Source organism: Streptomyces sp. NPDC055099 (assembly GCF_053607685.1).
The window spans coordinates 161,484-187,963 of sequence record NZ_JBSGUA010000002.1 but is presented as its reverse complement, the minus strand read 5'-3'; the positions used below and the strand labels follow the sequence as shown (position 1 = coordinate 187,963).

29 protein-coding genes are annotated in these 26,480 nt (G+C 69.5%); 18 read left to right on the top strand and 11 right to left on the bottom strand.

Features of this window, described 5'->3' with window-relative positions:
* The first annotated feature begins 63 nt into the window (after positions 1–63).
* The gene (locus tag ACWFRU_RS05235) at positions 64–969 is read left to right on the top strand and encodes a hypothetical protein (RefSeq protein WP_453684749.1); all 906 of its coding nucleotides are present in this window, start codon (positions 64–66) and stop codon (positions 967–969) included.
* 61 nt (positions 970–1,030) lie between these two features.
* Here ACWFRU_RS05235 and ACWFRU_RS05230 read toward each other — a convergent pair whose 3' ends face one another.
* Both ACWFRU_RS05230 and ACWFRU_RS05225 read right to left on the bottom strand, forming a co-directional pair.
* Positions 1,031–1,657 carry a GyrI-like domain-containing protein gene (locus ACWFRU_RS05230; protein WP_453684748.1) on the bottom strand — a complete coding sequence of 209 codons (627 nt, stop codon included), beginning with the start codon at positions 1,655–1,657 and terminating at the stop codon, positions 1,031–1,033.
* A 104-nt stretch (positions 1,658–1,761) separates the two neighbouring features.
* Complete coding sequence (locus ACWFRU_RS05225) at positions 1,762–2,715, bottom strand: YihY/virulence factor BrkB family protein (RefSeq protein WP_453684747.1); 954 nt, start codon at positions 2,713–2,715, stop codon at positions 1,762–1,764.
* A gap of 595 nt (positions 2,716–3,310) precedes the next feature.
* Between ACWFRU_RS05225 and ACWFRU_RS05220 the strand changes: the two genes are divergently transcribed.
* From ACWFRU_RS05220 to ACWFRU_RS05210, 3 genes are all read left to right on the top strand, one after another.
* Positions 3,311–3,703, top strand: coding sequence for a hypothetical protein (locus tag ACWFRU_RS05220; RefSeq protein WP_453684746.1), 393 nt, complete (start codon positions 3,311–3,313; stop codon positions 3,701–3,703).
* A 304-nt stretch (positions 3,704–4,007) separates the two neighbouring features.
* On the top strand, positions 4,008–4,409 hold the full coding sequence (locus ACWFRU_RS05215; RefSeq protein ID WP_453684745.1) for a Fic family protein: 402 nt from the start codon (positions 4,008–4,010) through the stop codon (positions 4,407–4,409).
* A gap of 111 nt (positions 4,410–4,520) precedes the next feature.
* Complete coding sequence (locus ACWFRU_RS05210) at positions 4,521–5,138, top strand: class I SAM-dependent methyltransferase (protein WP_453684744.1); 618 nt, start codon at positions 4,521–4,523, stop codon at positions 5,136–5,138.
* A gap of 34 nt (positions 5,139–5,172) precedes the next feature.
* On the opposite strand, the gene ACWFRU_RS05205 is transcribed toward ACWFRU_RS05210, so the two are convergent.
* Entirely contained in the window at positions 5,173–5,523 is a 351-nt protein-coding gene (locus ACWFRU_RS05205) for an FxLYD domain-containing protein (protein ID WP_453684743.1), read from the bottom strand.
* A 221-nt stretch (positions 5,524–5,744) separates the two neighbouring features.
* Here ACWFRU_RS05205 and ACWFRU_RS05200 point away from each other — a divergent pair, with 221 nt between their 5' ends.
* Entirely contained in the window at positions 5,745–6,167 is a 423-nt protein-coding gene (locus tag ACWFRU_RS05200) for a hypothetical protein (protein WP_453684742.1), read from the top strand.
* On the opposite strand, the gene ACWFRU_RS05195 is transcribed toward ACWFRU_RS05200, so the two are convergent.
* Positions 6,146–6,928, bottom strand: coding sequence for a helix-turn-helix domain-containing protein (locus ACWFRU_RS05195; RefSeq protein WP_453684741.1), 783 nt, complete (start codon positions 6,926–6,928; stop codon positions 6,146–6,148). The two genes, ACWFRU_RS05200 and ACWFRU_RS05195, sit on opposite strands and share 22 nt — an antisense overlap.
* An 82-nt stretch (positions 6,929–7,010) precedes the next feature.
* Here ACWFRU_RS05195 and ACWFRU_RS05190 point away from each other — a divergent pair, with 82 nt between their 5' ends.
* Positions 7,011–7,601: an SMI1/KNR4 family protein gene (locus ACWFRU_RS05190; protein WP_453684740.1), complete on the top strand. Its 591-nt coding sequence runs from the start codon at positions 7,011–7,013 to the stop codon at positions 7,599–7,601.
* A 14-nt stretch (positions 7,602–7,615) separates the two neighbouring features.
* Here the strand turns inward: ACWFRU_RS05190 and ACWFRU_RS05185 are convergent, their stop codons facing one another.
* A complete protein-coding gene (locus ACWFRU_RS05185) occupies positions 7,616–8,560 on the bottom strand; it encodes a LysR family transcriptional regulator (protein ID WP_453684739.1) in 945 nt (314 codons plus the stop codon).
* 114 nt (positions 8,561–8,674) lie between these two features.
* Here ACWFRU_RS05185 and ACWFRU_RS05180 point away from each other — a divergent pair, with 114 nt between their 5' ends.
* From ACWFRU_RS05180 to ACWFRU_RS05165, 4 genes are all read left to right on the top strand, one after another.
* Positions 8,675–9,568, top strand: coding sequence for an NAD(P)H-binding protein (locus ACWFRU_RS05180; RefSeq protein ID WP_453684738.1), 894 nt, complete (start codon positions 8,675–8,677; stop codon positions 9,566–9,568).
* Between the two features lie 77 nt (positions 9,569–9,645).
* Entirely contained in the window at positions 9,646–10,011 is a 366-nt protein-coding gene (locus tag ACWFRU_RS05175; protein WP_453684737.1) for a darcynin family protein, read from the top strand.
* Positions 10,012–10,150: 139 nt separating this feature from the next.
* On the top strand, positions 10,151–11,626 hold the full coding sequence (locus ACWFRU_RS05170; protein WP_453684736.1) for an FG-GAP and VCBS repeat-containing protein: 1,476 nt from the start codon (positions 10,151–10,153) through the stop codon (positions 11,624–11,626).
* A gap of 228 nt (positions 11,627–11,854) precedes the next feature.
* Positions 11,855–13,033 (top strand): serine hydrolase domain-containing protein, encoded by a 1,179-nt coding sequence (locus ACWFRU_RS05165; RefSeq protein ID WP_453684735.1) that lies wholly within the window; start codon positions 11,855–11,857, stop codon positions 13,031–13,033.
* A gap of 65 nt (positions 13,034–13,098) precedes the next feature.
* On the opposite strand, the gene ACWFRU_RS05160 is transcribed toward ACWFRU_RS05165, so the two are convergent.
* Together ACWFRU_RS05160 and ACWFRU_RS05155 are read right to left on the bottom strand one after the other, a co-directional pair.
* Positions 13,099–14,067, bottom strand: coding sequence for a mechanosensitive ion channel family protein (locus ACWFRU_RS05160; RefSeq protein WP_453684734.1), 969 nt, complete (start codon positions 14,065–14,067; stop codon positions 13,099–13,101).
* A gap of 197 nt (positions 14,068–14,264) precedes the next feature.
* Positions 14,265–15,077: a GntR family transcriptional regulator gene (locus ACWFRU_RS05155; RefSeq protein WP_453685263.1), complete on the bottom strand. Its 813-nt coding sequence runs from the start codon at positions 15,075–15,077 to the stop codon at positions 14,265–14,267.
* A gap of 269 nt (positions 15,078–15,346) precedes the next feature.
* Between ACWFRU_RS05155 and ACWFRU_RS05150 the strand changes: the two genes are divergently transcribed.
* From ACWFRU_RS05150 to ACWFRU_RS05130, 5 genes are all read left to right on the top strand, one after another.
* A complete protein-coding gene (locus tag ACWFRU_RS05150; RefSeq protein ID WP_453684733.1) occupies positions 15,347–16,615 on the top strand; it encodes an extracellular solute-binding protein in 1,269 nt (422 codons plus the stop codon).
* Between the two features lie 151 nt (positions 16,616–16,766).
* Positions 16,767–17,651 carry a carbohydrate ABC transporter permease gene (locus tag ACWFRU_RS05145; RefSeq protein ID WP_453685262.1) on the top strand — a complete coding sequence of 295 codons (885 nt, stop codon included), beginning with the start codon at positions 16,767–16,769 and terminating at the stop codon, positions 17,649–17,651.
* Complete coding sequence (locus ACWFRU_RS05140; RefSeq protein WP_453684732.1) at positions 17,648–18,484, top strand: carbohydrate ABC transporter permease; 837 nt, start codon at positions 17,648–17,650, stop codon at positions 18,482–18,484. Before ACWFRU_RS05145 ends, ACWFRU_RS05140 begins: the two co-directional genes overlap by 4 nt.
* A 49-nt stretch (positions 18,485–18,533) precedes the next feature.
* Entirely contained in the window at positions 18,534–20,099 is a 1,566-nt protein-coding gene (locus ACWFRU_RS05135) for a beta-N-acetylhexosaminidase (protein ID WP_453684731.1), read from the top strand.
* A 65-nt stretch (positions 20,100–20,164) separates the two neighbouring features.
* On the top strand, positions 20,165–21,535 hold the full coding sequence (locus tag ACWFRU_RS05130; protein WP_453685261.1) for a cellulose binding domain-containing protein: 1,371 nt from the start codon (positions 20,165–20,167) through the stop codon (positions 21,533–21,535).
* Positions 21,536–21,637: 102 nt separating this feature from the next.
* Here ACWFRU_RS05130 and ACWFRU_RS05125 read toward each other — a convergent pair whose 3' ends face one another.
* Both ACWFRU_RS05125 and ACWFRU_RS05120 read right to left on the bottom strand, forming a co-directional pair.
* Entirely contained in the window at positions 21,638–22,003 is a 366-nt protein-coding gene (locus ACWFRU_RS05125; protein ID WP_453684730.1) for a hypothetical protein, read from the bottom strand.
* Positions 22,004–22,136: 133 nt separating this feature from the next.
* Positions 22,137–22,721 (bottom strand): CGNR zinc finger domain-containing protein, encoded by a 585-nt coding sequence (locus ACWFRU_RS05120; protein ID WP_453684729.1) that lies wholly within the window; start codon positions 22,719–22,721, stop codon positions 22,137–22,139.
* A 38-nt stretch (positions 22,722–22,759) separates the two neighbouring features.
* On the opposite strand from ACWFRU_RS05120, the gene ACWFRU_RS05115 reads away from it, so the two are divergent.
* Complete coding sequence (locus ACWFRU_RS05115) at positions 22,760–24,067, top strand: MFS transporter (RefSeq protein WP_453684728.1); 1,308 nt, start codon at positions 22,760–22,762, stop codon at positions 24,065–24,067.
* On the opposite strand, the gene ACWFRU_RS05110 is transcribed toward ACWFRU_RS05115, so the two are convergent.
* Both ACWFRU_RS05110 and ACWFRU_RS05105 read right to left on the bottom strand, forming a co-directional pair.
* Positions 24,051–24,533, bottom strand: coding sequence for a hypothetical protein (locus tag ACWFRU_RS05110; RefSeq protein ID WP_453684727.1), 483 nt, complete (start codon positions 24,531–24,533; stop codon positions 24,051–24,053). The two genes, ACWFRU_RS05115 and ACWFRU_RS05110, sit on opposite strands and share 17 nt — an antisense overlap.
* Positions 24,534–24,702: 169 nt before the next feature.
* Positions 24,703–24,927, bottom strand: a complete 225-nt coding sequence (locus tag ACWFRU_RS05105; RefSeq protein WP_453684726.1) for a hypothetical protein — start codon at positions 24,925–24,927, stop codon at positions 24,703–24,705.
* Between the two features lie 228 nt (positions 24,928–25,155).
* Here ACWFRU_RS05105 and ACWFRU_RS05100 point away from each other — a divergent pair, with 228 nt between their 5' ends.
* A complete protein-coding gene (locus ACWFRU_RS05100; protein ID WP_453684725.1) occupies positions 25,156–25,317 on the top strand; it encodes a hypothetical protein in 162 nt (53 codons plus the stop codon).
* Positions 25,318–25,622: 305 nt separating this feature from the next.
* Entirely contained in the window at positions 25,623–26,417 is a 795-nt protein-coding gene (locus ACWFRU_RS05095; RefSeq protein ID WP_453684724.1) for a competence protein CoiA family protein, read from the top strand.
* The last annotated feature ends 63 nt before the right edge of the window (positions 26,418–26,480 follow it).

Below are 26,480 nucleotides of genomic sequence, written 5' to 3'. Positions count from 1 at the left end.
CAGAGGCGACCGCTTATGAATCCGCGCCGCATACCTGCCCGTTCCAGTGCCGCGACACGTCACGTGTGGCAGCTTCCGTTCGCTGATGCCGTCCGGGGACTCCGGGCCCTGTGGTGGAGCGTCGGGCCTGCCGGTGAGCTCGCGATCCTGCTGGTCCACCGACGTCACCTTGAGCGCGGCCGCTACCCCAAGGGCTGGCTCGGGCTACGGTCGTCGCCCCCGTTCAGCGGTGAGTTGCTCACCATCACGGGCTCGGGGGAGCAGCGGACCCCGGTGAAGGACATCGCGATGCGTCCCAGCCACCTCGCCCTCCTCCCCGGCTCCCGATTCCTGCTGGTGAGCGGCCGTACGTTCCTGAACGAGGCCGAGAGCCTCTGGAAGCCCAACGCCGTGGTGTTCTCCCCGTCCGGCACACCTGAAGCCGAGTTCTGCGTCGGCGACGACATCCCCGCTCTCGTCACCGACGCCCACGGAGGCATCTGGACGGCTTACGGAGACGAGGGCATCTACGGCGGCCACCCCGAGTCCGGTGCGGGCCTTGCGGGTTGGGACACCCAGGGGCAGGCGTCCTGGACCCCGAAAGGACGACTGCCCGACCATCCGCTGGAAGGCTGCACCGCCGCGACCGAGAACGAACGGGTATGGCTCGTCTGGTACTCCGGCGGCAGCAGAGGCGGCACGTTCCTGACACGCATCACCCCGTCCACGGGCGACGTCGTCAGCTACCCCAGCCCCGTCCGCGCCCCGGACGGATTCGCGGTCCGGGGCAACCGGGCGGTCCTCACTCGCCGGGACCACAACAAGCGCTCCGTGGAACTCACCCGCGCCGAGCTGGTCGGCGGCACCTGGACAGTCACCGGCCGGGACCACATCCGGGTCCCGGGCCGGGTCGTGCTGCGCTGCGGCCAAGGCCGCGACGGCTTCCTCTGGCTCCGCGCGGGCGACACCTGGTTGCGCATAGAAGCGTGAGGGGGAGGGTGGGGAATGAGGGCCGGCCCGGCACGTCGACGTCGCTGGGTCGCAGGGGCGCTCAGTCGCCCCGCGCTTCCACGGGTTGCCGCAGGATCGTCTTGAGCTTGCTGGGGTCGGTCTTGCGCGGGTCGCTGAGGTAGATCTCGTGGTGCAGCCCCGTCTCGCGCAGGTTGTTGGCCGGCAGGTACTCCTGGTGCAGCCTGGTCAGGATCGGGGTCTCGTCGTCGTACGAGCCGATGTGCAGGACCTGGGCGCTGGTGCCCTCGCGCAAGGTCTCCCACCGGACCTCCTCGATGGCGGGAAGTTTCTTCTTGGAGAAGGCGGCGCGCTTGGCATCGTCGATCATGTCGCCGGTTATCCAGTCGGGGACGTTGATGAGCAGCCTCCAGCGCCAGTTGTCCTTGCGCCTGGCCAGGAAGTCGTCCATGTCGTCCGCCCACCACAGTCCTTCGAGCGGGCCCACGACGAAGTCCTTGCCGAGGTCGCCCTTGCTCGCGAACTTGACGGTGTAGGCGACCGGGTAGAGCGCCTCGACCGCGCGAGGGTACGCGGCGCTGGTGTTCGGGTCGCCGTGCCCGTCGATGGCGAGGTAGCGCAGCTCGGGGATGTCGAGGAGCTCCCAGTCCGTGTTCTTGGGCGCATAGCACCGCTTGAGCTCGCGCTTGACGTCGTACTTGGCGGTCATGCCGGGGTGCCTTCCTGGTGAGGGACGGTCCAGACAAGCACAAGCCCAGGCCCACGCGAACGAGAATGCGAACGAGCACGAGAAGTGCCACGGAAATCGCCGGATCAGACTCCCGGGTCCGCTTCGACGGGGCCTGGTTGCAGGGCACGGGCGGCCTCGAGCTGTGCGGCGAAGGCCAGGCCCAGGAACAGGGCGATCGAGGTCAGGTAGGCCCAGAGCAGCAAGGACATGAAGGCGCTGAGCGGACCGTAGACGGTGTCGAAGGAACCGCTGATCGAGAGGTACAGGCTCAGCAGACCGGTCAGAGCTGTCCACAGGAGAAGGTAGACCGCCGCGCCGAACGCCAGCCACGTATAGCCGGGTTGGCGCCGCCGCGGCGCAAGCCTGAAGATGATGCTCGCCGCCACGAGCGCCAGCACGAAGCCCAACGGCCAGCGCGCCGCCCCGAACAGGGTGGTCACCCAGGACCCGGCACCGAAGACCGACACCGCCGCGGCCGCCAGGTCACGGCCCGCCACCATGACGACGAAGCCAAGCCCCAGAGGCAGGCCCGCGGTCAGCGCCATGATCAGGCCGCGCAGGTACTTGCGGTGGAAGGGCCGGTCGCGCTCGTTGCCATAGATGCGGTTGGCGCCGCGTTCTATCTGGCACATCGCTGTGGTGACGTTGCTCAGGGAGAAAACGAGCCCGAACCAGAGCGCGACCTGCGTGCCACTGTCCGCGGTACGGCGGCTGCGGGCCAGCGCCTCGTCGACGACGTCAGCGCTCGGCCCCTGTGCCAAACGCTGGATGACGACCTCGGCGAACCGGCCGATGCCCTGCGTGTGCAGCACGCTCGACAGGCCGACGAAGACGATCGCGAGCGGGACGACCGCGAGGACCGTCTGCAGCGCAAGGGCCCGGGAGTGGCTGAACCCGTCGGCGTAGCGGAACCGCACGAAGGCATCGTGCAGCAGCCGCCAGCCTCCGTAGTGACGCAGCGCCACGAAGGCCTCGTCGCCGGAGAGCTCATCACCCTCCATGTCCCGCGTCTGAGGAACCGTCGTCGCCGTGCCCATGCCCCGCCCCGTTCGTTCGCTGTACGTCGTCGGCAGGAGGTTCCTGCGCACCAGTGCCCGGTGCCCAGGCGCCGACGCCGTAATCCGGTATCGCCGCGAGCCGCGAGCCGCGAGCCGCAGGCATGGCCGCGTGTGCACCGGGACCAGCGACAGAGGGTACTTTGCCGTGTCGGTCGGCTGCGGGGCAGTGCCGGTCGGGTGTGGGGCCATGACGGTCCGCTGTGGTGCCGGGAACTCGCGTGACAGCGTGGTGAGCCCTTGGCACGATGGCCCCTCGCCATGACCGACTGACCTCCGGAGGAACGCCACGGCCACCAACGACGAACTCGCCCCGGCCAGACTGCCGTGGTCTGCCGCCGACCCTGACCTGAACGCCTTCGCGTGGAGCGACGAAGAGCATGCCGAGCTCGTCGACGCGATCGCCTCGATGGTGCCTCCCGCCGACGCCGGGTGGGAGGCGAGGCACCGGTTCGTCGATGAGGTCACGGAGCTTGTGACTGCCCGGTACGGCCGTTGGGCGTGTGGATGGCACTGGGCGCTGGGTGAGGGCGGTGGCGGCGGAGTGGTCGCCAGTTGGTGCTGTGCCTCTCATTCCGTGGGTGAACCTGCTGCCACGGCTGCCAAGGTGGTGGCCTCGCTGCTGGAGTGGCGCGACTGGCTCGAGGAACTCGCGGAAAGATTCGCGCAGTTGGCGCCGCCCGTCGCCGAGGACCGAAGCTGGCATCTGGACCGGGCTGCCACCCGCCTGGTGACGGTGGTCGTCGACCGCACGGGCGCCGAATGCGGTTGGTACGGGCTCTGCCACACGGTCCTGACATGGTTCCTGACGTCCACCGGCATGCGGCCCGAGCCCGCGAGAGCAGCCGTGGAGAGGGCGATCGGCGGACGCTTCGAGAGCTGGACACAACCGTCGTCCGTCCTGGTCGATGCCGTGGGGGAGGATCTTGCCGTGGGCCTGACCGGAGACCGGCCTTATCGTGACTGCTGACGCCCTGGCTGCCTGGAGCAGAGTGCGAGACCAGGTGGACTGGACCTCGCCGACCGGCGAGGCACCTGCGCCTGTCGCGATGCCCGCACCCGTAGACACCCCTGCGCCCGTAGTCACGCCTGCGCCTGTACTCGCGGCGACCGTGGACGGTCTGGCGACCTGGTGCGCCGCACAGAGCCGCCCCACCGACCCGGCTCGCGGCGACCGCCTGCTTGCGGCACTGGCCCGATCGCGCGCGGACGCATCACACGGACACGCTCTCAGTTGTGCGCTTCTGGCCCGATGGCAGCGCGTTGTCCTTGGCGTGCCGCAGGTTGCCTTCCGGCAAGGCGATGCCTACGCCAAGGGCGGCCGGGAACGCTACGCACTGACCCCGGGCACCCAGACGGACTTCGAGCGCTGCCTGCGCGAGAGCAGTGACAGGACCGTGCCCCTGGCTTCCCGCGCGGCCCGGGCCTACCTGGACGTGGCGTTCTTCCACCCTTTCCCCGACGGCAACGCCCGCCTCGCCATGCTCACCCTCGGCCACGTACTGGAACGCGAAGGAGTCCGGCTGGATCAGACCGGCCCCTTGCAGACCACCCGCTACGCGGACGACGCGGACGGCGCAGCGGACCTGGCTGCCTTGGTGGGCATCCTCATCCGAGCCACCCATCGCCGCGCGACAGGGACGAAGAGAAGGGCGGCTGCGGCGGTGATCTGTTGAGGTTGCGATCTGTGGCGGGGGTGATCAGTTGCCGCGCCATGACTCCGGTCGGGGCCGCGTGAAGCGCGTCCCCATGCTGCTCACCTGGCCCATGCGTCTACCCTGTTCGTCATGAGCCGTTGGGAAGAGCTGACTGGTGGGACGTCCGGAGAGGACTATGCCGCCCGGTTCGCGGCCCTGGCCGGCAGCGGCAAGGACATGCACGGCGAGGCAGGGGTGTGTGCCGCGCTGGTGCCCGCCGGGGCGCGGGTGCTGGATGCCGGGTGCGGTACCGGCCGGGTCATGATCCGGTTGGCGGAGCTCGGGTACGACTGCGTCGGGGTCGATCTGGACGCCTCGATGCTGGCCGTGGCGCGCAGGCAGGCGCCGGAACTGCCCTGGGTTCAGGCCGACCTGGCCACGTTCGACCCGGCCGAGCTTCAGGTGGGGGCGGGCTTCGACCTTGTGGTCGCCGCCGGCAACATCTTCCCCCTCCTTGCCACCGGGACCGAGGCCACAGTGGTCAACCGCCTGGCCGCGACCTTGCGCCCGGGCGGCCTCCTGGTCGCCGGTTTCGGCCTGGACAAGGCCCACCTGCCGGTAGCGCCCAGCATCACCCTGCCCGAGTACGACGCCTACTGCGCCGCGGCCCACCTCACCCTCGTCAACCGCTTCGCGACGTGGGACGCCCACCCCTACGAGGGCGGCGGCTATGCCGTCAGTATCCATAGGCGCAGCGCGGCTGAATGATTCGCGGGGTTGTGCGTGGGTGTCGGCGGCTTCTTTACGGCGACGCGTAACGGGTGACATCGGTGACCCGGCACGTCACCGTTCCCGTTGCTTCTCGCGTGCCGGTGGCCGTCTCGTTCGCCACGCGATCGGGAGCCAAGTTGCTGGTCGCGGCGAAGCCCTCGGAGATGCGCTCGCCCTTCGCGTCGAGGAACTCGACGTCGACCCAATAGTTCGACACCTTCGAACTGTGATTGGTGATCCGAATTTCAGCTGACGGCCAACGCGCCGCGTTCAGCAGAGCGCATCCGCACCCACCCCTCCGAGGCGGCGGCCGCTGCCCCCACGACGATCGACCGGGTGACGAACCCCAGCCCTGCGGTGGTGGCGGGTTCTGCGTGGGCATTCGGACCCCAGGTGGCGCGTGGAGCTGATGCCTCAATCATCCCGCTGTGACCCGGTCGTCGCATGTCGGTATTCGTGCGCCGCGATGAGTGTGGGGTGTCCGTGTCCGTCGGTGGCATTCGCCTGGTGTGCCAGGCGGGTCATTCCCGGCAGGGAATTGTCGGTCGAGGCCCGGCATCGCAGGATCTGGTCCGAAGTGACCTGTCCTGCAAGGAGTTTCAGATGACCGAGATCGACCCGCAGTACCTGGCCGACCGCTACATCACGCAATGGACGCTGTCCGACGCCGCCGAACGGCGCGCGGTCATCGAGCGGCTGTGGGCCGAGGACGGCACGCACATCCTCCACCCGCCCGCGGAGATCAGGGAGATCGCCGCCGAACTCGGCTTCGACAACACGACGTTGGTGGCCCAGGGGTACGACGCCATCGAGGCCCGAGTGGCGCGAAGCCACGAACGGTTCGTCGAGAAGCAGGGACTCATCTTCCGCTCCCGCAACGACGCCGTACGCCTCCAAGATGTGGTCAAGTTCCGCTGGGAGACGGTGTCCGCCGAGAACGACGACGTGGTGGGCGGCGGCCTGGAAGTCCTCGTGCTCGACGACGACGGGCGGATCAAGACCGACTACATGTTCCCCGGGGCCTGATCCGCGGCAGCGAAGACGCCCAGTGACCCGGCGGCCGCCGAGAGGGCCTCGGCTGTCGCCGCGTCGGCCGGCAGGAACGCCTCCAGCTTCAGCTCGGCGAGGGTGACGTCGAGGGCGGTCGCGAAGGTGGTCACGGTCGTCATCAGGCGCAGCTCACCGTACGAGGACCGCATACGGAGCGGAACCGCGAAACCGAGTGTCCCGTCGGACGGAGCCAGCGGCGGAACGTAACCACTGAGCTCGGCACGCAGCTCTTCCAGGTGGCCGAGGCGGGCCAGGATGTGGCGCGCCCATTCGGCGAGATTGCGGATGCGGGGAGCGAGTCCCTGGGGGTGCAGCGCCAGTCGGTAGACGTTCTTGCCGGGGCCGAGCAGCTCGGGATCGGCCCCCTCGGTGATCAGGTCGAACGCGCTGTTCGCGGCGACCAGGTCTCCACCACGGTCCACGACCAGCGCCGGATACGGCAGATGCCCACGGAGGATGTGATCGATCGCGGTGCGCACGGGAGCCAGTGCCGGGTTGTCGAGTGCGCTCTCGGGGTAGACGGGTGCGTACCCCGCGGCCAGCAGCAGTTCGTTGCGCTCACGCAGGGGCAGTTGCAGCGACTCGGCCAGGCGCACGACCATGTTGCGGCCGGGGGAGGACCTCCCCGATTCGATGAAGCTGAGATGCCGCTGCGTGGTGCCCGCCCGAAGCGCCAGCTCGAGTTGGCTGAGATGACGGCGGGTGCGCCGCTCGCGAAGTACCTGAGGGAAGTCCACGGACCCGTTGTAACCGTGGCGGTGGTCACCGGGCCATTCCCCGGAGGGAATTGCCGCCGCGCGGCGCTTCTAGGATCACTCCATGAATGAACCGCCCCTCTCCGAGGCCGAGATAGCCGAGGCCGAGCGCGAGCTGGGTGTGCTCCTCCCCGAGGAGTACCGCACCTACCTTCGCGAAGTCAGCGCGGGCGGAGCGCTGGCCGGGCTGACGCGGACCGACCGCGGCTGGTGGTGGGCCGGGAACGACGAAGAGCGGCGCGCACTCCTGGCCGTGCCGTTTCCCCATCCCGACTCCTACGTCGAGGCCGACGACGAGTTGATGGATCGCGAACCGCGGGCCGAGGCCTTCGCGACCGAGAGCGCGTACCGGAGTGCCTGGCGCCTCTGGGACGACGAGGTGGGCAGATTCGAGGACTGGAAGACGGCGGGCGCCATCGAACTACAGGAACACGGCTGTGGATTCTCCACCCTGCTGGCGCTGACCGGCCCGCTGGCAGGCACGGTGTGGTGGGACGGGCGGGCGACGTGCGAAAGGAGCGTCCCGCTCTCCCTCGATCACGTCGGCGGCGCCGCACCGATCCGTTTCGGGCAGTGGCTGCAACATGGCTCGTGGGCCCTGCTGCCACCGGACTGGGGCCCGCCGCATCCCTCGAACCCGGTGATCGGCCGATGAAGTGCGCGGAGCCGTCAGGCAGTTGAGCCTTCCGGTGCCTGAAGTGTGCGGCGTACGGCGTCGCGGAGCCAGCGGTGGGCTCCGTCGGCGGCCTGGCGGGGGTGCCAGGCCATGCCGATGGTCAGGGGCGGCAGGGGCAGCGGAATGTCGAGGAGGTGCAGGCCGAGGGCGGTGGCGTCGGCGGTGAGGGGCGAACCGGCCGCGCCGGGGAGCGCCGCGGGGACCAGGCAGACGACGTCACTGCGGGCGGCAAGGGCCATCGCGGCCAGGTGACCGGGAAGGACGACCGTGACCCGCCGGCGGAGGTCGTGTGTGGCCAGGGCGGTGTCGAGGGGGCCCGTGAACCGGCCGCGGCGGCTGACCGCGACATGGTCGGCGGCGGCGAGGCGGGCCGGGGTCAGGGGCTCCTCGGTCAAGGGGTGGCCGGGCCGGACGGCCGCCACCATCCGCAGGGTGAGCAACTTTTCGACCTGGGTCTCGGGATCGACGTGGTCGATGGAGCCGACCTCCAGATCGATCCGGCCATCGCGCAGGGCCGGCCCGGCCTCCCACTCCTCGGCCATGAACCGCAAGGAGATCCCAGGCGCCTCCTGCCGGGTCAGTCGCAGCAGGCCGAAGGCCAGTGCCGAGCCGACCAGATCGGAGGCCTGCAGAGTGAAGGTGCTGCGCAAGGTGGCGGGGTCGACCGCCGTGCCGGGGGAGAGCAGCGCGCCCAGGCTGCGTACGACCACGGCGGCCTCGTCCCGCAGGGCCAGGGCGCGCGGAGTGGGAACCATGCTCTGCCCGGCCCGGACCAGCAGCGGGTCCTGGAGGATGCGGCGCAGGCGGGCCAGGGTGCGGCTCATGGCTGCCGGGGAGGTGTGCAGGCGTGCGGCGGCGCGCGTGACGCTCTGCTCGCTCAGCAAGGCGTCGAGCGCGACAGCGAGATTCGCGTCGATGACCGGATCAGGGCTGTTCACCAGGATAATTCCATTTCAGGCAATGATTGCGTGCCAAGGTTCCCATTGTGGCATCACCGCGATCCTCAGCAGGATGAGGGACGTACCGATCCGGCACGACCCACCGAGGTTTTCATGATCGTCATCACTGCTCCCACGGGGAACATCGGCCGCCACCTGCTGCCCCAGCTCGTCCGCGACGCCCCCACCCACGGCGAGGAACTGCGCGTGATCGCACGCGATCCGGCCCGACTCCTCGACGAGGTACGCGACCACGTCGAGGTGGTCGTCGGTTCGCACGGCGATCCCGAGGTCGTCGACCGGGCCTTCGAGGGCGCGGACGCCGTCTTCTGGCTCGTTCCCCCGGACGCTTCTCTGCCTCCGGCCGACGCCTACCTCGGCTTCACGCGCCCCGCAGCGAAGGCGCTCGCCGCCCACGGCGTCGCGCACGTCGTCGGCGTCTCCGCGCTCGGCCGGGGCACTCCGCTCGCCGACCGGGCCGGGCTCGTCACCGCATCCCTCGCCATGGACGACCTCATCGCGACAACCGGCGCCGCCTACCGGGCCCTGGCCAACCCTTCCTTCTTCGAGAACCTCCTGGAGGAGGCCGACTCGATCCGCGAGAAGGGCCTCTTCACGGATGCCGCCGACGCCGACCGCAAGGCCCCCTACGTCGCCGTCGCCGACATCGCCGCAGTCGCGGCACGCCTGCTCCTCGACCGCTCCTGGACCGGCACCGGCGACGTCCCGGTTCTCGGGCCCCAAGACCTTTCCCCCAACGACCTGGCCCGCATCATGAGCGAGCAGCTGGGCCACCCCGTGCGCTACGAGCGCCAGTCGCTGCAAGATCTGCGCACCACTCTCGTCGGCTACGGCCTCGACGCAGCGTTCGTACAGGGCATCGCCGACATGAAGCAGGCCAAGGACGACGGCCTCGACGCGGGCGTCACCCGCACCGCGGACACCGCGTCACCCACCACCTTCGAGCAGTGGTGCGCCCAGACCCTCAAGCCGGCCGTCCTGGCCTGACCCAGGCCCGACCACCGCACCACCGAATGGGTGGCCCCCACCACATCACCATCACACGCCAGTCGAAAGGATCCCTCATGCCCACCAAGGACGCCGAAGCAGCGGTGACCGCCTTCATCCTCGTCAAGACCACCCCCGAATGGCTCGCCGTGACCGTCCAGGAACGGGTGAACGCCTTCGCCACCGAAGTCGTTCCCGTGATCGAGGCCAGGACCACCGGCGTCCGCTCACGTTTCTACGACACCGAGTTCTACTCGGCCCGAGTCACCGACGTCTGGGTGTGGGAAGCGGACAGTCATCATGACTACCAGCTCCTCATCGACGCACTGCGGGAAACCCCCTTCTGGGAGCGCTACTTCGAGGTCGTGGACCTGCTCGTCGGCGCCGAGAACGGCTATGCCCGCACCTACGGCCTCGATCCCGTGGCGACCATCACCACCTGAGGCATTCTCGGCCCGCGCCGCCTCCTCCGCCCGTTCAGGTGCCGTTCTCCGCACAACCATCCGCGGTTTCCATGAGTCTCGAAGGTGAATCACATCTGCGCGCACGTGTCTCTACGTCGCTCGCGCTCAAGGAGGAACCGTGGGCATCCGCCGACCTGCCATATCGACCGCCGTGGCCGCCGCCCTGATCGGATCGCTCGGCGTGCCGATCGTCGCGGGCAGCGCCTTCGCGGAGGACGGCGCCGCGACCGTGCGCGAGGACTTCGACGGTGACGGCTACCAGGACGTGGCCGTCGCAGCCCCCGGTGCGAAGGTCGGCGGCCATGCCCGGGCCGGTCACATCACCGTCAGCTACGGTTCGGCGCGGGGTCTCGACCCCGCCCGCACCACGGTCATCACCCAGGACACCGCCGGTGTGCCCGGCGCCTCGGGCGACAACCACGTCTTCGGCCACGCGATGATCTCCCGGGACCTGGACGGCGACGGCCTGACCGACCTGGCGGTGGTCGCCCGCGACTACCGGCCGGATGAGAACGTCAACGGCTCGGTGAGCGTGCTGTGGGGCCGGGAGACCGGTGTCTCCGGTGAGGGCGCCGTCCGTATCGGCGCACCGGCGGACGCCGAGGTCGGCGACGACCTCACCGCGGGCGATTTCGACGCCGACGGGCACGCGGATCTGTTCATGCGAAACGGCACGGACTACGACTACCACGACGTGCTCTACGGCCCCTTCACCCGGAGCGGCGCCCCCGCCCGCGACCAGCAGGTCAAGGTCTACAGCACCGACAACTCCATCAACTCGACAGCCACAGGCGACTTCAACGGCGACGGCATCGAGGACCTCGCGACCTTCTACGTCTACGAGAACCACGCCGAGGGCGGCAAGCTGTGGCTCGGCACCAAGACCGGCCTGTCCACCGTCCCGCAACGCCTGAACTCTTCCGCCGGCACGGCCGTCGCCGACTTCGACCACGACGGCTACGCCGACCTCGCCACCCGGATCTTCCCCAACGGCGACACGGAGGGCACCGAGGAGGACCCCGGCACCGTCAAGATTTACTACGGTTCGCCGGCCGGCCCGAGCCAGACCCGCACGCAGACGATCACCCAGAGCACGGCGGGCGTCCCCGGGGCGAGCGAGAAGGGCGACCAGTTCGGCGGACGGCTGGCCACCGGCGACGTGAACGCCGACGGCTACCCCGACCTGGCCGTGGGGGTGCCGGGCGAGGCGATCGGTTCGAAGGCCAAGGCGGGCGCCGTGGTGCTGCTCAAGGGCGGCAAGAACGGGCTGACCGGCACGGGCGCGCAGGCGTTCCACCAGGACACGGAGGGGGTGCCGGGCGTCGCGGAGCCCGGCGACCTGTTCGGCGGGTCGCTGCGCGTACTCGACATGACGGGCGAGGGCAAGGCGGACCTGGTGACCGGGGCGCCGGGCGAGAACCTGGGCAGCGTCGTCAACGGCGGTGCGGTGTGGCTGCTGCGCGGTGCCGCCTCAGGGGCGACGGCCTCGCAGTCGGTCGCGTACAACCCGGTGGACATCGGTGCACCGGCGGCGCAGGCGTTGTTCGGCGCGAACCTGAGCAACGACAACGGCTCGGGAACGGTGATCCCTTAAGGCGTGTGCCGGTGGCATCCGTGTCACTCATTGAGATGCAGTACGGCCGCGTCACGTAGGACTTTGGGCAGCCGTTTGTTTCTGTTCATCCTGTTATGGGATGAACAGAAGGTGCCCTGGTGGGGAGCACGTTGGTGCTGGAACACCTGTGGGCCCAGAAGACCAGCTGCCCTTTCGGTAACTGGTCGCTCTGACGTCCCGCCGCGCTTATGCCTCAGGAGTTCTTCCGTGCCAGCTCCCAGCTTTCCGCAGGTCCAGGTCCGCCTGCCCCTGGTCGCTCTCCTGGCCGCTGCCTGCGCGGCGGGTCTGGTGCAGGCCCCGGCCCACGCCGCGAATGTGTCCTCGGGCGACGACCGCGCGCTGCAACGTCAGTTGCGGGAACTGACCACCGCGCCCGGCGGACCGCCCGGAGCGATCGCCGTCCTCAAGCGCGGGCATCGTACCGAGGTCCTCCGGGCCGGGGTCGCCAAAGTCGGCACCGACCGCCCGATCAGGGCCACCGACCACATGCGCATCGCCAGTACGGCCAAGGCGTACAGCGGAGCCGTCGCCCTCCACCTCGTCGACTGCGGGAAGCTGCGCCTGAACGACACCATCGGCAAGGTGCTTCCCCGGCTGCCGCGCGCATGGCACCGCGTCACGCTGCGCCAGCTCCTGAACCACACCAGCGGCCTGCCGGACTTCAGCGCGAACCCCAGGTTCCTGGACCTGGTGATCGAGAACCCGCGCCGTCACTTCGACTCCCGCAGGCTGCTGGACTTCGTGGCCCATGAACCGTTGGTGTTCCGCCCCGGGGCCCGTTACACCTACTCCAACTCCGACAACATCGCCGTGGCGCTGATGGCGGAGGCGGTGACGGACCGCCCCTACGAGGAACTGCTCGCCGAGTTCGTGTACCGCCCGCTGGGACTGCGCGGCACGAGCCTGCCGCAGGGCTACCGGATGCCCAGGCCGTACATGCACGGCTATGACGTCACCCCGCCGAACCCGCCCGAGGACCTCAGTGAGGTACTGAGTGCGTCAGGCGTGTGGGCGTCGGGCGGGATCATCTCCACGCCGAAGGACATGACGGCGTTCATCCGCGGCTACGCGGGCGGAAAGCTGATCTCCGACCGGACGCGCCGACAGCAGCTGAAGTGGGTGAACGGCGCGTCCGAACCCGCGGGCCCCGGCAAGAACAAGGCCGGCCTGGGCCTCTTCCGGTACGCCACCCGCTGTGGTGTGGTGTACGGCCACACGGGCAACTTCCCCGGCTACACGCAACTGATCGCAGCCTCCCCGAACGGCAAACAGTCGCTGACCCTCTCCCTCACCACGCAGATCAACAAGACGAACAAGCCTGAACTCCTGAAGCAACTGCGGTCCGTGGAGGAGAACTTGGTCTGCGCACTGTTGCGCAAGCGGTAGACGGTAGGCGGTAGGCACTCGGCGGCAGACGGGAGGCGGACACAGCACCACCTGCCGCAGCTCGGTCAGTTGGCCGCTGATGTCCTGCTGCCTGTGGTGACCGTGATGTCGTTGTCCGTACGCATCCACACGGTGCGCTGGGGGTAGGGGATGTCGATTCCCGCTTCGTCCAGGGCCTCCTTGACGCGACGGCGCAGCTCGCGGGTGACGGCCCACTGCTGGAGGGGGAGGGTCTTGACGGCCACGCGGACCATGATGCCGTCCGCGTCCAGGGACTGAACTCCCCAGACTGCGGGGTCCTCCAGCAGAACCGAGGCGAACTGGGCCTCTTGGCGCATGGCGCGACCGGTACGTTCCAAGGCGCTGTAGACGGTGTCGAGATTGGACTCGTACGCCACCGAGACGTCCAGGACGGCGCGGGCCCACTCCTGGCTGTCGTTGCGCACGCGAAGGATCTCGCCGTTGCGGATGTGCCACAGGCCGCCGTTGAGATCGCGGATCTGGGTGAGCCGCAGGCCGACGTGCTCCACCTCGCCGACGGCTTCCCCGAGGTCTACGGAGTCGCCGACGCCGTATTGGTCCTCGAGCATGATGAGCATGCCGGACAGGTAGTCCGCGACGAGGCTCTGTGCGCCGAAGCCGATGGCCAGGCCCACCACGCCGGCGCTGGCGAGCAGCGGCCCGAGGGCGATGCCGATCTGATCGAGGAGCATGGCCACGGCCATGACGCCGACCACGACGGTGACGATGCTGCTGAGCACCGAGCCGATGGTGCGGGCGCGCTGCTCCCGGCGCTCGTTGGCCCGGCTGCGGTCGCGGTGCAGCACGGCCGGGCCGCGGCTGGTGCGGCGAGGCTGGTTCTGCTCCTCGGACGGCTGCAGGATGCGCTGCACGACGCGGGTGATGGCCTTCTTGGCCAGACCCCGGACGATCATCGCGCCCACGATGATGAGCGCGATGCGCAGCGGGACGCCTATCAAGGTGTCGGCGTGGTCCCGAAGCCAGCCCGGGGCCGACATCGCTTGGTGTGACACGGGATTCTGCTCCACTCGGTCGACTTGCAAGATCGCAGCGGGGACCGTAGCGACCGTTGTTGATGCCGGTCAAAGGGTGTGCAGAGCGTGTGTGAGGAGCGTGCCTCGGGCATGGAGAGGCGCGCCCCCGCGTTTGGCTGGGGGCGATGGGAGCACGCTTTCCGGCGGACTGACCGGCGCCGACGCGGGTGCCCGGTTCAGCGGGCCTGTACGTCGCCGTGCGCCGAGGAGGCGACCGTGTCCCGGTGGGCGAAGTCGCCCGGTGGGATGCCGGGGTGGTGGCTGGGCGTCTGTTCCGGCGCGGTCGTGGCCGGGCCGAGGGTGAGCCGGGAGACGATGCGGTAGCGGTCGCCTCGGTAGAGCGAGTGGACGTACTCCACCGGGCAGCCGGAATGGTCCGAGGTGAGCCGCTCGACCAGCAGGGCGGGGGACAGCTCGGGCACTTCGAGCACCTCGGCCTCGGCCCGGGTCACCACCGTCGGCTCGATGGTCTGGGTCGCTTCGCGGACGTGAACGTCATGGTGTTCGCTCAGGTGCTCGTACAGGTCGCCGCTCTCCAGTTCCTGCGCGGAGAGGCCGGGCACCAGGTCGGCGCGGATGTGAAGGTGCTCGATGGCCATCGGGGCGCCGTCGACGAGGCGCAGCCGGGCCACGTACACGATCCGGGCGGCGGGGGAGAGGCGCAGCTTGCGGCCGACGCGGGCGCCGGCCTGGATGGTGGTGAACTCCAGGAGGCGGCTGGACCAGGCGCCCCCCGCGCGCGGCACCTTGAGCCCGTGCGCGGGCGAGATCAGTTCCTGGGTGATCTTCTCCGGCGCGACGAACATGCCGCGTCCGTGTTCGCGGACCAGGACGCCCGCCGCGACCAGTTCGTCGACGGCCGCGCGCAGGGTGGGGCGCGAGACACCCAGGTCCGCGCAGAGCGCGCGTTCGGAGGGGATGGGATCGCCGGGGCGCTGTGACTCGATGAGTTGCAGGAGGTGGTCACGGACCCGCTCCCGTTTGAGCACCGCTCCTGAGGAGCGCCGTCCGACCCCTGCCCTCGCCGTCCCGCCCGCGTCGTTCGCGTCGGTGGTCACCGTCCGTCCGCCCCCTCTTGCCGTACGACCAGCTGTCTTACCAGTTGACCACGAAAGCGTGGAGATCGACAACCAAACCATTAACTCCCGTACGTGCGGCGGGGGTTGACGCGGACATTGGTCTATGCCAGCTTTCTCCCTCACCAGAGGTCACCTGACCAGCTAGATACTGGTCAGGTCCGGCACCCCAGAGGTGAACCGTGAAGTTCCGTTTCCTTGCCGGTGTGTCCGCGCTCGCCGCGGTCGCCGGGCTCAGCGCCTGCTCGTCCGGCTCCGGTGACGGGGATTCGGCCGGCGGCGGGAAGACAGCGATCGATGTCTGGCTGATGCGCGACAGTGTCTCGGCCGCCTTCCAGAAGGACTTCGAGAAGGGCTTCGAAGCCGCGCACCCGGACATCGACGTACGCATCCAGATCCAGGAGTGGGACGGCATCGGCGAGAAGGTCACTGCCGCGCTGGCCAGCAACGACGCCCCCGATGTGATCGAGACGGGCAACACCCAGGTCGCCCAGTTCGCGCAGAGCGGCGGCCTGAAGGACTTGAGCGACAAGGTCGACGACCTCGGTGGCGACGCCTGGCTCAAGGGGCTCGCCGAACCGGGGGCCTGGGAGGGCAAGCAGTACGGCATCCCGTACTACGCGGCGAACCGTGTCGTCATCTACCGCAAGGACCTCTTCGAGAAGGCAGGTATCGACGCCGCCGCCATCAAGACCCGCGACCAGTGGGTGGCCGCGACGAAGAAGCTCAACAAGGGCTCCCAGCAGGGCATCTACCTGCCGGGCCAGAACTGGTATGCCTACGCCGGCTTCGTCTGGGACGAGGGCGGTGACCTCGCCACCGAGTCGGGCGGCACCTGGAAGGGCACGCTGGACAGCCCCGAGGCGCTGCGCGCGATGGCCTTCTACGAGAAGCTGCAGGCCCTCGGCAAGGGACCCAAGGACTCCGACGAGGCACAGCCGCCGCAGGCCGAGGTGATGGCCAAGGGCCAGGTCGCGCAGGTCATCAGCACGCCGGGCGGAGCCAACGTCGTCGCCCAGAACAACCCCGAACTCAAGGACGAGCTCGGCTTCTTCCCGATCCCGGGCAAGACGGCCGACACCCCGGGCGCGGTCTTCACCGGCGGCTCCGACCTGGTGATCCCGACGGTGTCGCAGCACCACGACGCCGCGTACACCTTCGTCAAGGAGCTGACCGGCGACAAGTGGCAGAAGAAGCTCGCCGTCGCCATGAGCTACGTCCCCAACAAGACCACGCTCGCCGGCGCGGTCGCCGACGATCCGGGCGCCTCCGCCATGGCGGTCGGAGCGGCCGTCGGCCACGCGACGCCCAACACCCCGGGCTGGGCGGCCGTCGAGGCCAAGAACCCCATCAAGGACTACCTGACCGCCGTCCTCACCGGCGGCGATCCGAAGAAGAAGGCCGCCGAGGCGTCCGACGCCATCACCAACGCCATGAAGTCCGGCTCCTGACCGGCCACTTGACCTCCTCGCATCAAAACCCCGCACCAGAGCCCAGCACCACGAACCACACCGAGAGGAGTGCGCCGTGACGATCGTCCGCGACCCGGTGGTGTCCCGACCGCCTCGGCGTCCGCCCGTCACCACCACCCGCCGCTCGACGATGGCCGGCATCTGGCCGTACCTGCTCGTGGCGCCCACGGTCCTCGGGATGCTGTACCTGCTCGTCTACCCGCTGGCGCGGGCCGTCCTGATCTCCTTCCAGGACTTCGGGCTGCGTCAACTCATCATGGGAGAGGCGCACTTCACCGGCCTCGACAACTACACGGAACTGCTGTCCGACCCGCGGTTCTGGGCCGTGGTGCGCCGCACCTTCCTCTTCATGGCCGTCAACGTCGCACTGATCATGGTTCTGTCGACGCTCGTGGCGCTGATGGTCGAGCGGCTCGGGCGCTTCGGCCGCACGGCCGTGCTCAGCGCCCTCGTCCTCACCTGGGCGATGCCCGTGGTCGCGGCGACCACCGTGTTCCAGTGGCTCTTCCACTCCGAGTTCGGGATCGTCAACCACGCGCTCACCGGCCTCGGCTTCAGCTCCTTCGACGGCTATCCCTGGCTGGCCCACGGGCCGGCGGCGTTCGCCATCCTCGTCACCCTGGTCGTGTGGCAGTCGGTGCCGTTCGCCGCGATCACCCTGTACTCGGCGCTGACCACCGTGCCCGCCGAGCTCTACGAGGCCGCGCGCATCGACGGCGCATCCGGATTCCGCATCTTCCACTCCGTCACCCTGCCGATCGTGCGACCGATCTTCATGCTCGTGCTCTCCCTCGAAGTCATCTGGACGTTCAAGGCGTTCGTGCAGATCTGGGTGATGACCCGCGGCGGCCCCGGCGACGCCACGACGATCCTGCCGGTCTACGCCGTGCAGACCGCACTGGCCCAGCAGCGCTACGACCTCGGATCGGCTGCGTCGATGCTGACCGTGCTGCTCATGTCCGGCGTCCTTGTCGCCTACTTCCGCCAGATGTTCCGACAGGAGAACGAGCTGTGACGACCTCGCGCGCACTGCGCCGCCTGCCGCTCAACATCGCCGCCACCGTGACGGTCGTCGTCTGCCTCTTCCCCGTCTACTGGATGGTCACCACCGCCTTCAAACCGTCCCGCGACATCCAGTCCGACAGCCCCCAACTACTGCCGCAGAGCTGGACGTTCGACCACTTCCGACGGGCCGTCGACGCGGACGGATTCGCCCTGTTCTGGCGCAACAGCGTGCTCGTCACCCTGGCCGCCGTCGCCCTGGCCCTGATCGTCGCGCTCGGTGCCTCGTTCGCGGTGGCCCGGATGCGCTGGCACGGGCGCCGCCAGTTCATGCTCATGGTGTTCATCGCGCAGATGGCGCCGTGGGAGTCCCTGATCATCCCCGTCTACATCATCTCCCGGGACACCGGGATGCTCGACCGACTGCCCACGCTGACCCTCATCTACTTCATGATGACGCTGCCTTTCACCGTCGTCGTGCTGCGCGGCTTCATCGCCACCATCCCGGCGGAACTGGAGGAGTCGGCCCAGGTCGACGGCTGCACCCGGTTCGGCGCGTTCCGGCATGTGGCGTTCCCGCTGCTCGCGCCGGGACTGATGGCGACGTCGCTGTTCGGCTACATCACGGCGTGGAACGAGTTCGCCTACGCCAACTTCCTGATCATCAAGCAGCAGGACCACCGAACCCTGCCGGTGTGGCTGTCCTCGTTCCACAACACCTTCGGCACCGACTGGGGCGCCACCATGGCCGCCTCCACCCTGTTCGCGCTGCCCGCGCTGGCGATCTTCCTGCTGCTGCAGCGACACGTGACATCCGGGTTCGCCTCCGGCGCCGTCAAGGGCTGACCCGCACCGCACCTGTCCCGCACCCCCAGGCCCGCACCGGAGGTCCGCCGTGCCCGCGTCCCGCCCCACGCTCGTGCCCGCTCCCACCCAACTGACGCTCCGGCCAGGCCACTTCACACTCGGCGCGGCGACCACCCTCCGTGTCACACCGGGCGCCGAACCCGCCGCCGCCCTGCTGCGCACCCTCATCGCACCCGCCACCGGCCTCCCGCTCCCCGCCGCCCCCGACGGGCCTTTCGTCCTCGCCCACGATCCAGGGTTGAGCGGACTCGGCGCGGAAGGCTACGGCCTGACGGTCTCGCCCGACGCCGTGCTGCTGCGAGCCGCCCACCCCACCGGCCTGCTGCGCGGCATCCAGACGATCCGGCAACTGCTCCCCGTCGAGGCCCTGTCCGGCCGCGCCCGCCCAGGCGTGCCCTGGCGTCTTCCCTGCGTCGAGATCACCGACGTACCACGGCGCGTCTGGCGCGGCTTCATGCTCGACGCGGCACGCCACTTCCAGCCCGTGTCGTTCCTGCGCCGCTACGTCGATCTGCTGGCCCTGCACAAGCTGAACGTGCTGCACCTGCACCTCACCGACGACCAGGGCTGGCGCCTGCCGGTCGCCGACTATCCGCTGCTGACCGAGGTGGGCGCGCGGCGCGCACAGTCCATGATGGGACCCGACGGATCCGACATCTTCGACGGCACCCCGCACGAAGGGGCGTACACGGAAAGGGAGTTGCGCGACCTGGTCGCCTACGCCGCCGAGCGGGGTGTCAGCATCGTGCCCGAGGTGGAGATGCCCGGACACACCCGCGCGGCTCTGGCCGCCTACCCCGAACTCGGCAACGTCCCGGGCCGCCGACTCGACGTGTGGACCCGCTGGGGAGTGTGCGACACGGTCCTGGGCGTCCACGAACCCGTCCTCGACTTCTGCCGCACCGTCCTCGACACCGCCCTGGACATCTTCCCCTCCCCGCACATACACGTCGGCGGCGACGAATGCCCCACCATCGAGTGGGCCACCAGCCCCGCCGCACGCGAACGCATCAAAGCCGAAGGCCTGTCGGGGCCGGGCGAGTTGCGCGGCTGGTTCCTCGGCCGGATCGGCGCCCACCTCCTGCAGCGCGGGCGCATCCCGACGGCGTGGGCCGAGACAGGGGAGGGCCTGCCGCCCGAGTTCACCGTCATGACCTGGCGCGACCCCGAGCACACCCGCGTCGCCCTCAAACGCGGACACACCGTGGTCAGCAGCCACTACAGCGCCACCTACCTCGACTACGCCCAGACCACATCCCCGGACGAACCACCCGCCCAGCCCGGAGCCGTGGTCGACCTACGCACCGTCCACGACCACGACCCGCCCGACGACGCCACAGCGGGCGGCGAACTACTCGGCGTACAGGCCCAGTTGTGGACCGAACTCGCCCCCACCGCCGACCACGTCGACTACCTGGCCTTTCCCCGGCTCGCCGCGCTCGCCGACCGAGCCTGGCACGGCGCCTCGCCCTGGCCCTCGGCACGCGCACGCCTGATCGCCCACGGCGCCAGGCTCGCCGCGCTCGGCGTGCGGCACGGACCGTTCGACCCGCACGTCCCCGTCCCCCACCGTTTCGGAGAGGAATCGAGATGAGTCCTGCACGAAAGCCCTCCCGCACCGCTCTCACGAGATCCACGCGCTGCGCTCTCGTCGCCTTGATGGGCTGCACCGCTCTCGCCGCGCTGCCCGCCACCGAGGCCGGAGCCGCCGCGGGCGCCGTGTCGGTCCAGTACCACACCGGCTCCACCGGCAGTGACCAGGCCGAACCCTGGCTGAAGGTGAAGAACACCGGCTCCTCCCCGGTGGCGCTCAGCGGCGTGAAGCTGCGCTACTACTTCAAGGCCGACTCCGCGAGCGCCACCTACCGCTTCGCCTGCTCGTGGGCCGTCAAGGGCTGCGGAAACATCACCGGCACGTTCGGCACACTCGCCCACCCGACCGCCACCGCCGACCGCTACCTGGAGATCGGCTTCACCTCGGGCGCCGGTTCGCTTGCCGCCGGAGCCGACAGCGGCGACCTCCAGCTCCGCTTCCACCGCTCCGACTGGCAGTCGCTGAACCAGCGCGACGACTACTCCTTCGGCGCCACGCAGAGTTCCTACGCGAACTGGACGAAGGTCACCGCTCAAGTGGACGGAGCGACGGTCTGGGGCACCGCCCCCGAAGGCAACGACCCCACAGATCCGACGGACCCGACCGACCCCACCGACCCGCCCGGCTCCGGAGCCAGCCTCTTCGACGACTTCAACTACACGAAGCACGACGACCCGGCCCTCTCGGCGCACGGCTGGAACGTGCGCTCCAACTCGGGTGGCCCCGGGGTGCCGGGTGCGACCTGGGCACCACAGAACGTGACGTTCTCCGCATCCGGCGGCAACTCGGTGATGAACCTGGAGACCTCCACGGCCGGCACGGGCGCCAGCACCAAGCAGACCGAAGTGCTCACCAAGGCAACGAAGTTCAAGAACGGGACCTACGCGGCGCGCGTGAAGTTCAGCGACGCACCCAAGAGCGGCCCGGACGGCGACCACCTGGTGCAGACGTTCTTCACCATCAACGACCTCAAGGCACCGATGGCGGACGACTACGCCGAGTACGACTTCGAGTACCTGCCCAACGGCGGATGGGGTGAGCCGTCGAACATCCTCTACACGACGTCCTGGGAGACCTACAACCCTGACCCCTGGCAGGCCGTCAACCAGCACACCGAGAGCCGGCAGAGCTACGCCGGCTGGCACGACCTCGTCGTCACCATCGACAACAACTCCATCAAGTACTACGTCGACGGCCAGCCGTTCGGCACGCACGACGCCGCGTATCTGCCGGAGCGGCCCATGTCCATCAACTTCAACCAGTGGCTGATCGACCTCGCCGGGCAGACCAGCACCAGCCCGCGCGCGTACGACCAGCAGGTCGACTACGTACTGCACGTCAAGGACCAGGTCCTGAGCCCCGCGCAGGTGGCCGCCAAGGTGGCCGCCTACCGCACCGCGGGAACCGCCTTCGAGGACACGGTGCCCTCCGCGTGAGGTGAGAGAGGACCGCCTACGGCCACAAAAAGGCGTCGGGGTGGAGAGAGTCGAGCTCTCTCCACCCCGACGCCTGAAGTGGTGGGTGGTATGAGGCAGAAGTCAGATGTGGCCATGCGTCAGTCGCGTCAGCGGTCCGCCCTGGATCTTCGCTGTCTTGCGCCCGGCGGTGAAGGAAAGACCTACCACACTGACCAGACCCGCAGCGGCACCCGCGGCTATCGCCTTGCGGTTCTTCACCAGCGTCCAGCCGGCGACCGCCGTCGACGTGACCTTGCCGGTGGCCGCTGCCACCGTCTTGCCGCCGCTCTCGAGACCGGCGGCCGCCGCCTGCTTCGCGCGCTGTGTCGCGAGCCCGAACGACTGCGCACCGGAACCGGCGGCGTCGGCCGCCTCCCCGGCGGAACCCTTCGCCTTCTCGGCAGCCTCAGCCGATTCCTGCTTGGCCTTCTGTGCTGTGGTATTCACCTTGCGCGCCCCTGTACTCGCCGTGGACCGCCCCTTGGCGGCTGCTGTCTTCGTGCTTTGCCGAGCGTTTCCGGCGTTGTCATCAGAGTTTCTTCTCTCTTCAGCCATGCGGACCGTGTTGCCACTCAACGGCTCATGAAACTTCCGTCGTTCGGGAGCGCCGATGGGCCGCGACGCGTTCGCGGGTCGCGCATCGGCGGGAGCAGTAGCGGCGTTCCGGGCCGCTGCCCTGGGTGATGAAGACGTTCCGGCAGCTGGGGGAGGCGCAGATCCCGCCGGGCGGGCGTTGGCGGTCCCAGACGAGGACGGCCAGGGCCATGCAGGAGGAGGCCAGGAGCCACTGGTCCCAGGGCGCGTCGTCGGCACGGTCGAGATGCGGATGCCAGGGGGTGCCGCCGCCGTGCGAGGTCAGGCGGAGCGCTCCGGTGTGGTCCCGAAGGAGACGGTTGAGGGTGGCCGCGGCGTCGTCGACGTGCTCGGCGGCGAAGACCTGCCGCAGCAGAGCGGCGGCTGCCCGCATCCCGGTGACCTCGCGGGGAGTGAGGTCGATGGGGTCGGTCTCCCCGTATGCGCGCAGCACATCGGCGACCTCCGCCGGGTCGGGGCTGTCATCGGCAAGGGCGTTGAGCAGGGCGGCGGTTCGCCGCGCCGTGGCCAGCACGGAGTGCCGGGTGGACCAGTCGTCGCTGTGTGGGGGCACGAGGGGAATGTAACGCATCTTGTGGAGTTTTGAGTTACCTCCGTAACGTCTCGCCGATGGGAAAGGGTTACTCACTCCGCCTCTACCTCGCCGGAGCGGTGGTGGCACGTGCGGGGGACGAGATGTCGGGGCCGGCGTTGATGCTGGCGGGATACGCCGTGGCCGGCTCGACCGTCGAGGCGTCATCGCTGCTCGCGGGCCTCACGCTCTCCGCAGCGGTGGGCGGGCCGGTGCTCGGGGCCCTCCTGGACAGAGCGGAACGCCCGGGACGCCTGCTGGCCGGGGCCCTGCTCATGTACACGGTGGGGCTGGCCGTGCTGCTTGCGGGACTCGGCCGGACACCGTTCGCCGTCACCATCCTCATCGCTTTGGCGACAGGGCTGCTGGGTCCGGCTCTCTCAGGCGGCTGGACGGCCCAACTGCCGCGCGTGGTGCGCGGCGACGACCTGCCCCGGGCGAACGCGCCCGACCACCTGCCCCGGGCGAACGCGCTCGATGCCATGACCTTCAGCGTGGCGAGTCTGGCCGGTCCGGCACTGGCCGGGGCCATCGCGGAAGCGTGGGGGGCTCCGTCGGCGGTAGTGGCCTCCGTGGTACTCATCGGCCTGGCGTTGCCGGCCGCGTGGTTGCTGCCTGCGGGTCCGGACCGCCCTGGGCGTCCTGCTCGTCCAACCCGTTCGGCTCGTCTCGCCCGCCTCGTTCGGGCGCGGGGCAGGCAGACGACTTCTCTGACGCGGGGCGGGCAGGCGATTTCTCTGACACGTGGCAGGCAGCCGACCTCGGTGATCACTGACCTTGCCGCCGGAATGCGGACCATCGCGAGGAGGCCGGCCCTGGCCCGGGCGACCCTCAGCTCCGTCATCTCCTGTGCCGCCACGGGGATGCTGACGGCGTGCATCCCGCTCCTGGGGGAGCGCGTCCTGGGCGGAGCAGGCCGCGGCGCGATGCTGCTCTCCTGCGCTGCTGCCTCCGCCTTGGTGGCCAACGCAGTACTCGTACGGTTTCCGCGTGCGGTCGCCCCCGACACGATCATCTGGGCGGGCGCCCTGCTTCAGGCTGTCGCGCTCGCCCTGGCGAGCACGGGATCACCCGTGGTGCTCGTCGCGGCCGTACTCCTGGCGGGGGCAGGTGAAGGCCCGCAACTGACCGCCTTGTTCGCCATCCGCCACCGAGAATCCCCAGAACACCTGCGCGGCCAGATCTTCACGACCGGCGCCAGCCTGAAGATCACCGGATTCGCGCTGGGGGCGGCGGCCGCGGGTCCCCTCGTGACCTGGTCCCTTCCGGGCACCTTGGCACTCGCGGCGAGTGTGGCCGCGCTCGCGGCGTCGGCCTTTTGTTGCGGGATCAGTCGGGGCGGTTGATCCGTTGCCGGTCGTAGGTCGTCCAGTCGTCGGGTGGGTACGTGGCTTGTGGAGCGGCGAGGGCCACGTCGATGGCGAGCCCGACGTTCCCGCCGAAGAACTCGTCGAGATCGCGGATCATCTCCAGTGCCCGCACGGTGGCGTCGCCGAGGGGACGTGCCATGCGATCGAGGCCGGAGGGGACGCCCACTGGTTTCAGGCGTGCCGTGCGGATCGCACGTTCGGCTTGTTCGTCCAGACCCAGCGCCGTGTACCCGGCGGCCAGGGCCACGCGACCGAGCGCGTCACGCACACCGCCGGAAAGCTCGCCGATCCCATGCACCGTCTGCCCGGGGCTGCCCGCGACGCTGTCCCCGTACCGCTTCCCGTACTGTTGCTCCAGGCGGTTCTGCTCGCCCACCAGCAACGCCAGCGCTTGGTTCAACACCCCGCCGACGCGGCCGAGTTCAGTTAAGTCCTGGGTCATGCGATGCGCCCTTCCCGTAAGACATCTCTGTGACTCTACGGGCGGGTGCGGTAACTGTGGGGGTGGTGGCGCACAACAGCCCCGTTGTAGTGAAAGCTCCCCTGGGAGGGAGTGGGTTCCTGTCTCACGTTGCTCGGCCCCCTGTCACCCGTGGCAACCACCCACCGGCTCAGGCGCCGGTGTGTCGCTGTCGTCGATGCCTTCGGTTGGCGATCAGGAGGATGACGAACGCCACGCACATGAGGGCGGCGGTGGTGATTTCTCCCGCCATGGCGCCGTCCACGACTCGCCACACCAGGAGAGCGGTACTCAGACAGAGCATCGGCCAGTAGAGCCAGGGCCCCCAGCGTGCTCCCGGCCGGGGCCAGGCCGGAGCTTCGGATTGTCTCGTCACCGTGCACCTCCTGCCGACCCGTATGCCCGTGGGACGTTGTCGCAACCGCCCACGGTGGCTGGTCCGTGTCAGGTACAGGCAAGACGGGGACGGCGCCCGTGCAGCGAGAGGACCCGTCTGCCCGCTCTGTCGTGACCAGCCGGGCGGTCCCGGCGTTGGCAGCGGAGAACCCTTTCCATCGCCGACCCACGCTGCACCGGGACGGCTCCGAACAGATCAGGACAGCTTGTGAACGCGCAGATCATCTACCTTGCCGACGACATCGAGAGCGAGAGCCGCGGCGTGATGGCCCTCGACCAGAAGACCGGCGCCGTCGCCTGGGGTCCCACCCGTGCTGAAGCGGAATCCCGTGTCCGTGAGAGCCAGCACGCTGAGCGCCCCGGCAACTAAGGGCGGGCCTGACCCAAGCCGCCGCGCGCTCCCCTCCCCGGCGAGGCCCGTGTGCTGCCTCGCAGGGCAGACAGCTCATCGTCGTCGGCTCCCTGCCCGTCCCAGCCTGACGCGATGTCAGTGCGGCGCGCCACACTGGTCACCAGTCGATCAGTGAGGGGGCCGGTGTGGCGTTCAGGGCAGTGCACGCGCAGTGGGGGACCGTGTTCGCTCATCTGCCCGATCTGGGGTGTGGGCAGAGCTGGGAGGCAGTGTGGAAGGTCCGGCCGCCCGCACCGATCACCTGTGACGAGTGCCGGCACCCCATGTACGCGAAGACCTCCCGCAGCGGCCTGCGCTTCTTCGCGCATGCTCCGGGAGCCCCCACCTGCGCGCTGGGACTGGAGACCGTCGCCCATCACTTGCTCAAGCTCGAACTCGCCACGGCTGCCCGCGAGGCGGGCGCGCACGCCGAGCTGGAGTTCCCCGGCCCCGGAGGTGCCTGGCGGGCCGACGTACTGGCCAGTGACCCCTTGGGCGGCTGGAAGACCGCGCTCGAAGCCCAGCTCTCTCCGATCACCGCAGGCGAGATAGCCACCCGGACCGAGCGCATGGCCGCCGACGGTGTCTCCTCGATCTGGTTCAGCGACCGGCGTCGGCCTCCCTGGCTGGGCATCGTGCCCTCGATACGCCTGGAGAGGATGGATGGCGAAAGCGACCTGACCGTCGCCGAAGGCCTGGCGAGGTTCTCCGAGGGAGGCTGGTCGACGGTCACCGCCTCGCTGCCCGACTTTCTCGGCTGGGCGTTCACGCGTCGCATCATCGCGCATGCCCCGCGCATTCCCTTGCGGCCCCCGCAGCGTGCCATCGCCACGGTGTGGACGGCACCGCGATATGTCGGAGCCGAGCTCGCCCAACTCCCGCCCGTCTTCCACGTCCACGTCTGCACCTGCACCGCCCCTCAGCTCGTCGCGAGATTTCAGAACGCCCTGTACGCCGCGCAACCGAGCGACCGTATGGGTCCCGGCGCCGCACATCTGCGAGCGCACTGCCGGGCGTGCGAGGGGAGGTATGACAAGCCATGGCGCCGCACCGGCAGCGAACCCATGTCGATGGTGTGACGCCGAAATCGCGAGGGCTCGCATCAAAACCCGTTGCGCGGGCCGGGCAACGAGCCGAATGTG

Bases quoted from the DNA above. Each gene is read 5' to 3' on its own strand.
- ACWFRU_RS05175 (WP_453684737.1), top strand. From the start codon at position 9,646: ATGCCCACCAAGGACGCCGAAGCAGCGGTGACCGCCTTCATCCTCGTC.
- ACWFRU_RS05120 (WP_453684729.1), bottom strand. From the start codon at position 22,721: ATGCGTTACATTCCCCTCGTGCCCCCACACAGCGACGACTGGTCCACC.
- ACWFRU_RS05095 (WP_453684724.1), top strand. From the start codon at position 25,623: ATGTACGCGAAGACCTCCCGCAGCGGCCTGCGCTTCTTCGCGCATGCT.
- ACWFRU_RS05190 (WP_453684740.1), top strand. From the start codon at position 7,011: ATGAATGAACCGCCCCTCTCCGAGGCCGAGATAGCCGAGGCCGAGCGC.
- ACWFRU_RS05110 (WP_453684727.1), bottom strand. From the start codon at position 24,533: ATGACCCAGGACTTAACTGAACTCGGCCGCGTCGGCGGGGTGTTGAAC.
- ACWFRU_RS05145 (WP_453685262.1), top strand. From the start codon at position 16,767: ATGGCCGGCATCTGGCCGTACCTGCTCGTGGCGCCCACGGTCCTCGGG.
- ACWFRU_RS05225 (WP_453684747.1), bottom strand. From the start codon at position 2,715: ATGGGCACGGCGACGACGGTTCCTCAGACGCGGGACATGGAGGGTGAT.
- ACWFRU_RS05210 (WP_453684744.1), top strand. From the start codon at position 4,521: ATGAGCCGTTGGGAAGAGCTGACTGGTGGGACGTCCGGAGAGGACTAT.
- ACWFRU_RS05115 (WP_453684728.1), top strand. From the start codon at position 22,760: ATGGGAAAGGGTTACTCACTCCGCCTCTACCTCGCCGGAGCGGTGGTG.
- ACWFRU_RS05205 (WP_453684743.1), bottom strand. From the start codon at position 5,523: ATGCCCACGCAGAACCCGCCACCACCGCAGGGCTGGGGTTCGTCACCC.
- ACWFRU_RS05200 (WP_453684742.1), top strand. From the start codon at position 5,745: ATGACCGAGATCGACCCGCAGTACCTGGCCGACCGCTACATCACGCAA.
- ACWFRU_RS05130 (WP_453685261.1), top strand. From the start codon at position 20,165: ATGGGCTGCACCGCTCTCGCCGCGCTGCCCGCCACCGAGGCCGGAGCC.
- ACWFRU_RS05230 (WP_453684748.1), bottom strand. From the start codon at position 1,657: ATGACCGCCAAGTACGACGTCAAGCGCGAGCTCAAGCGGTGCTATGCG.
- ACWFRU_RS05180 (WP_453684738.1), top strand. From the start codon at position 8,675: ATGATCGTCATCACTGCTCCCACGGGGAACATCGGCCGCCACCTGCTG.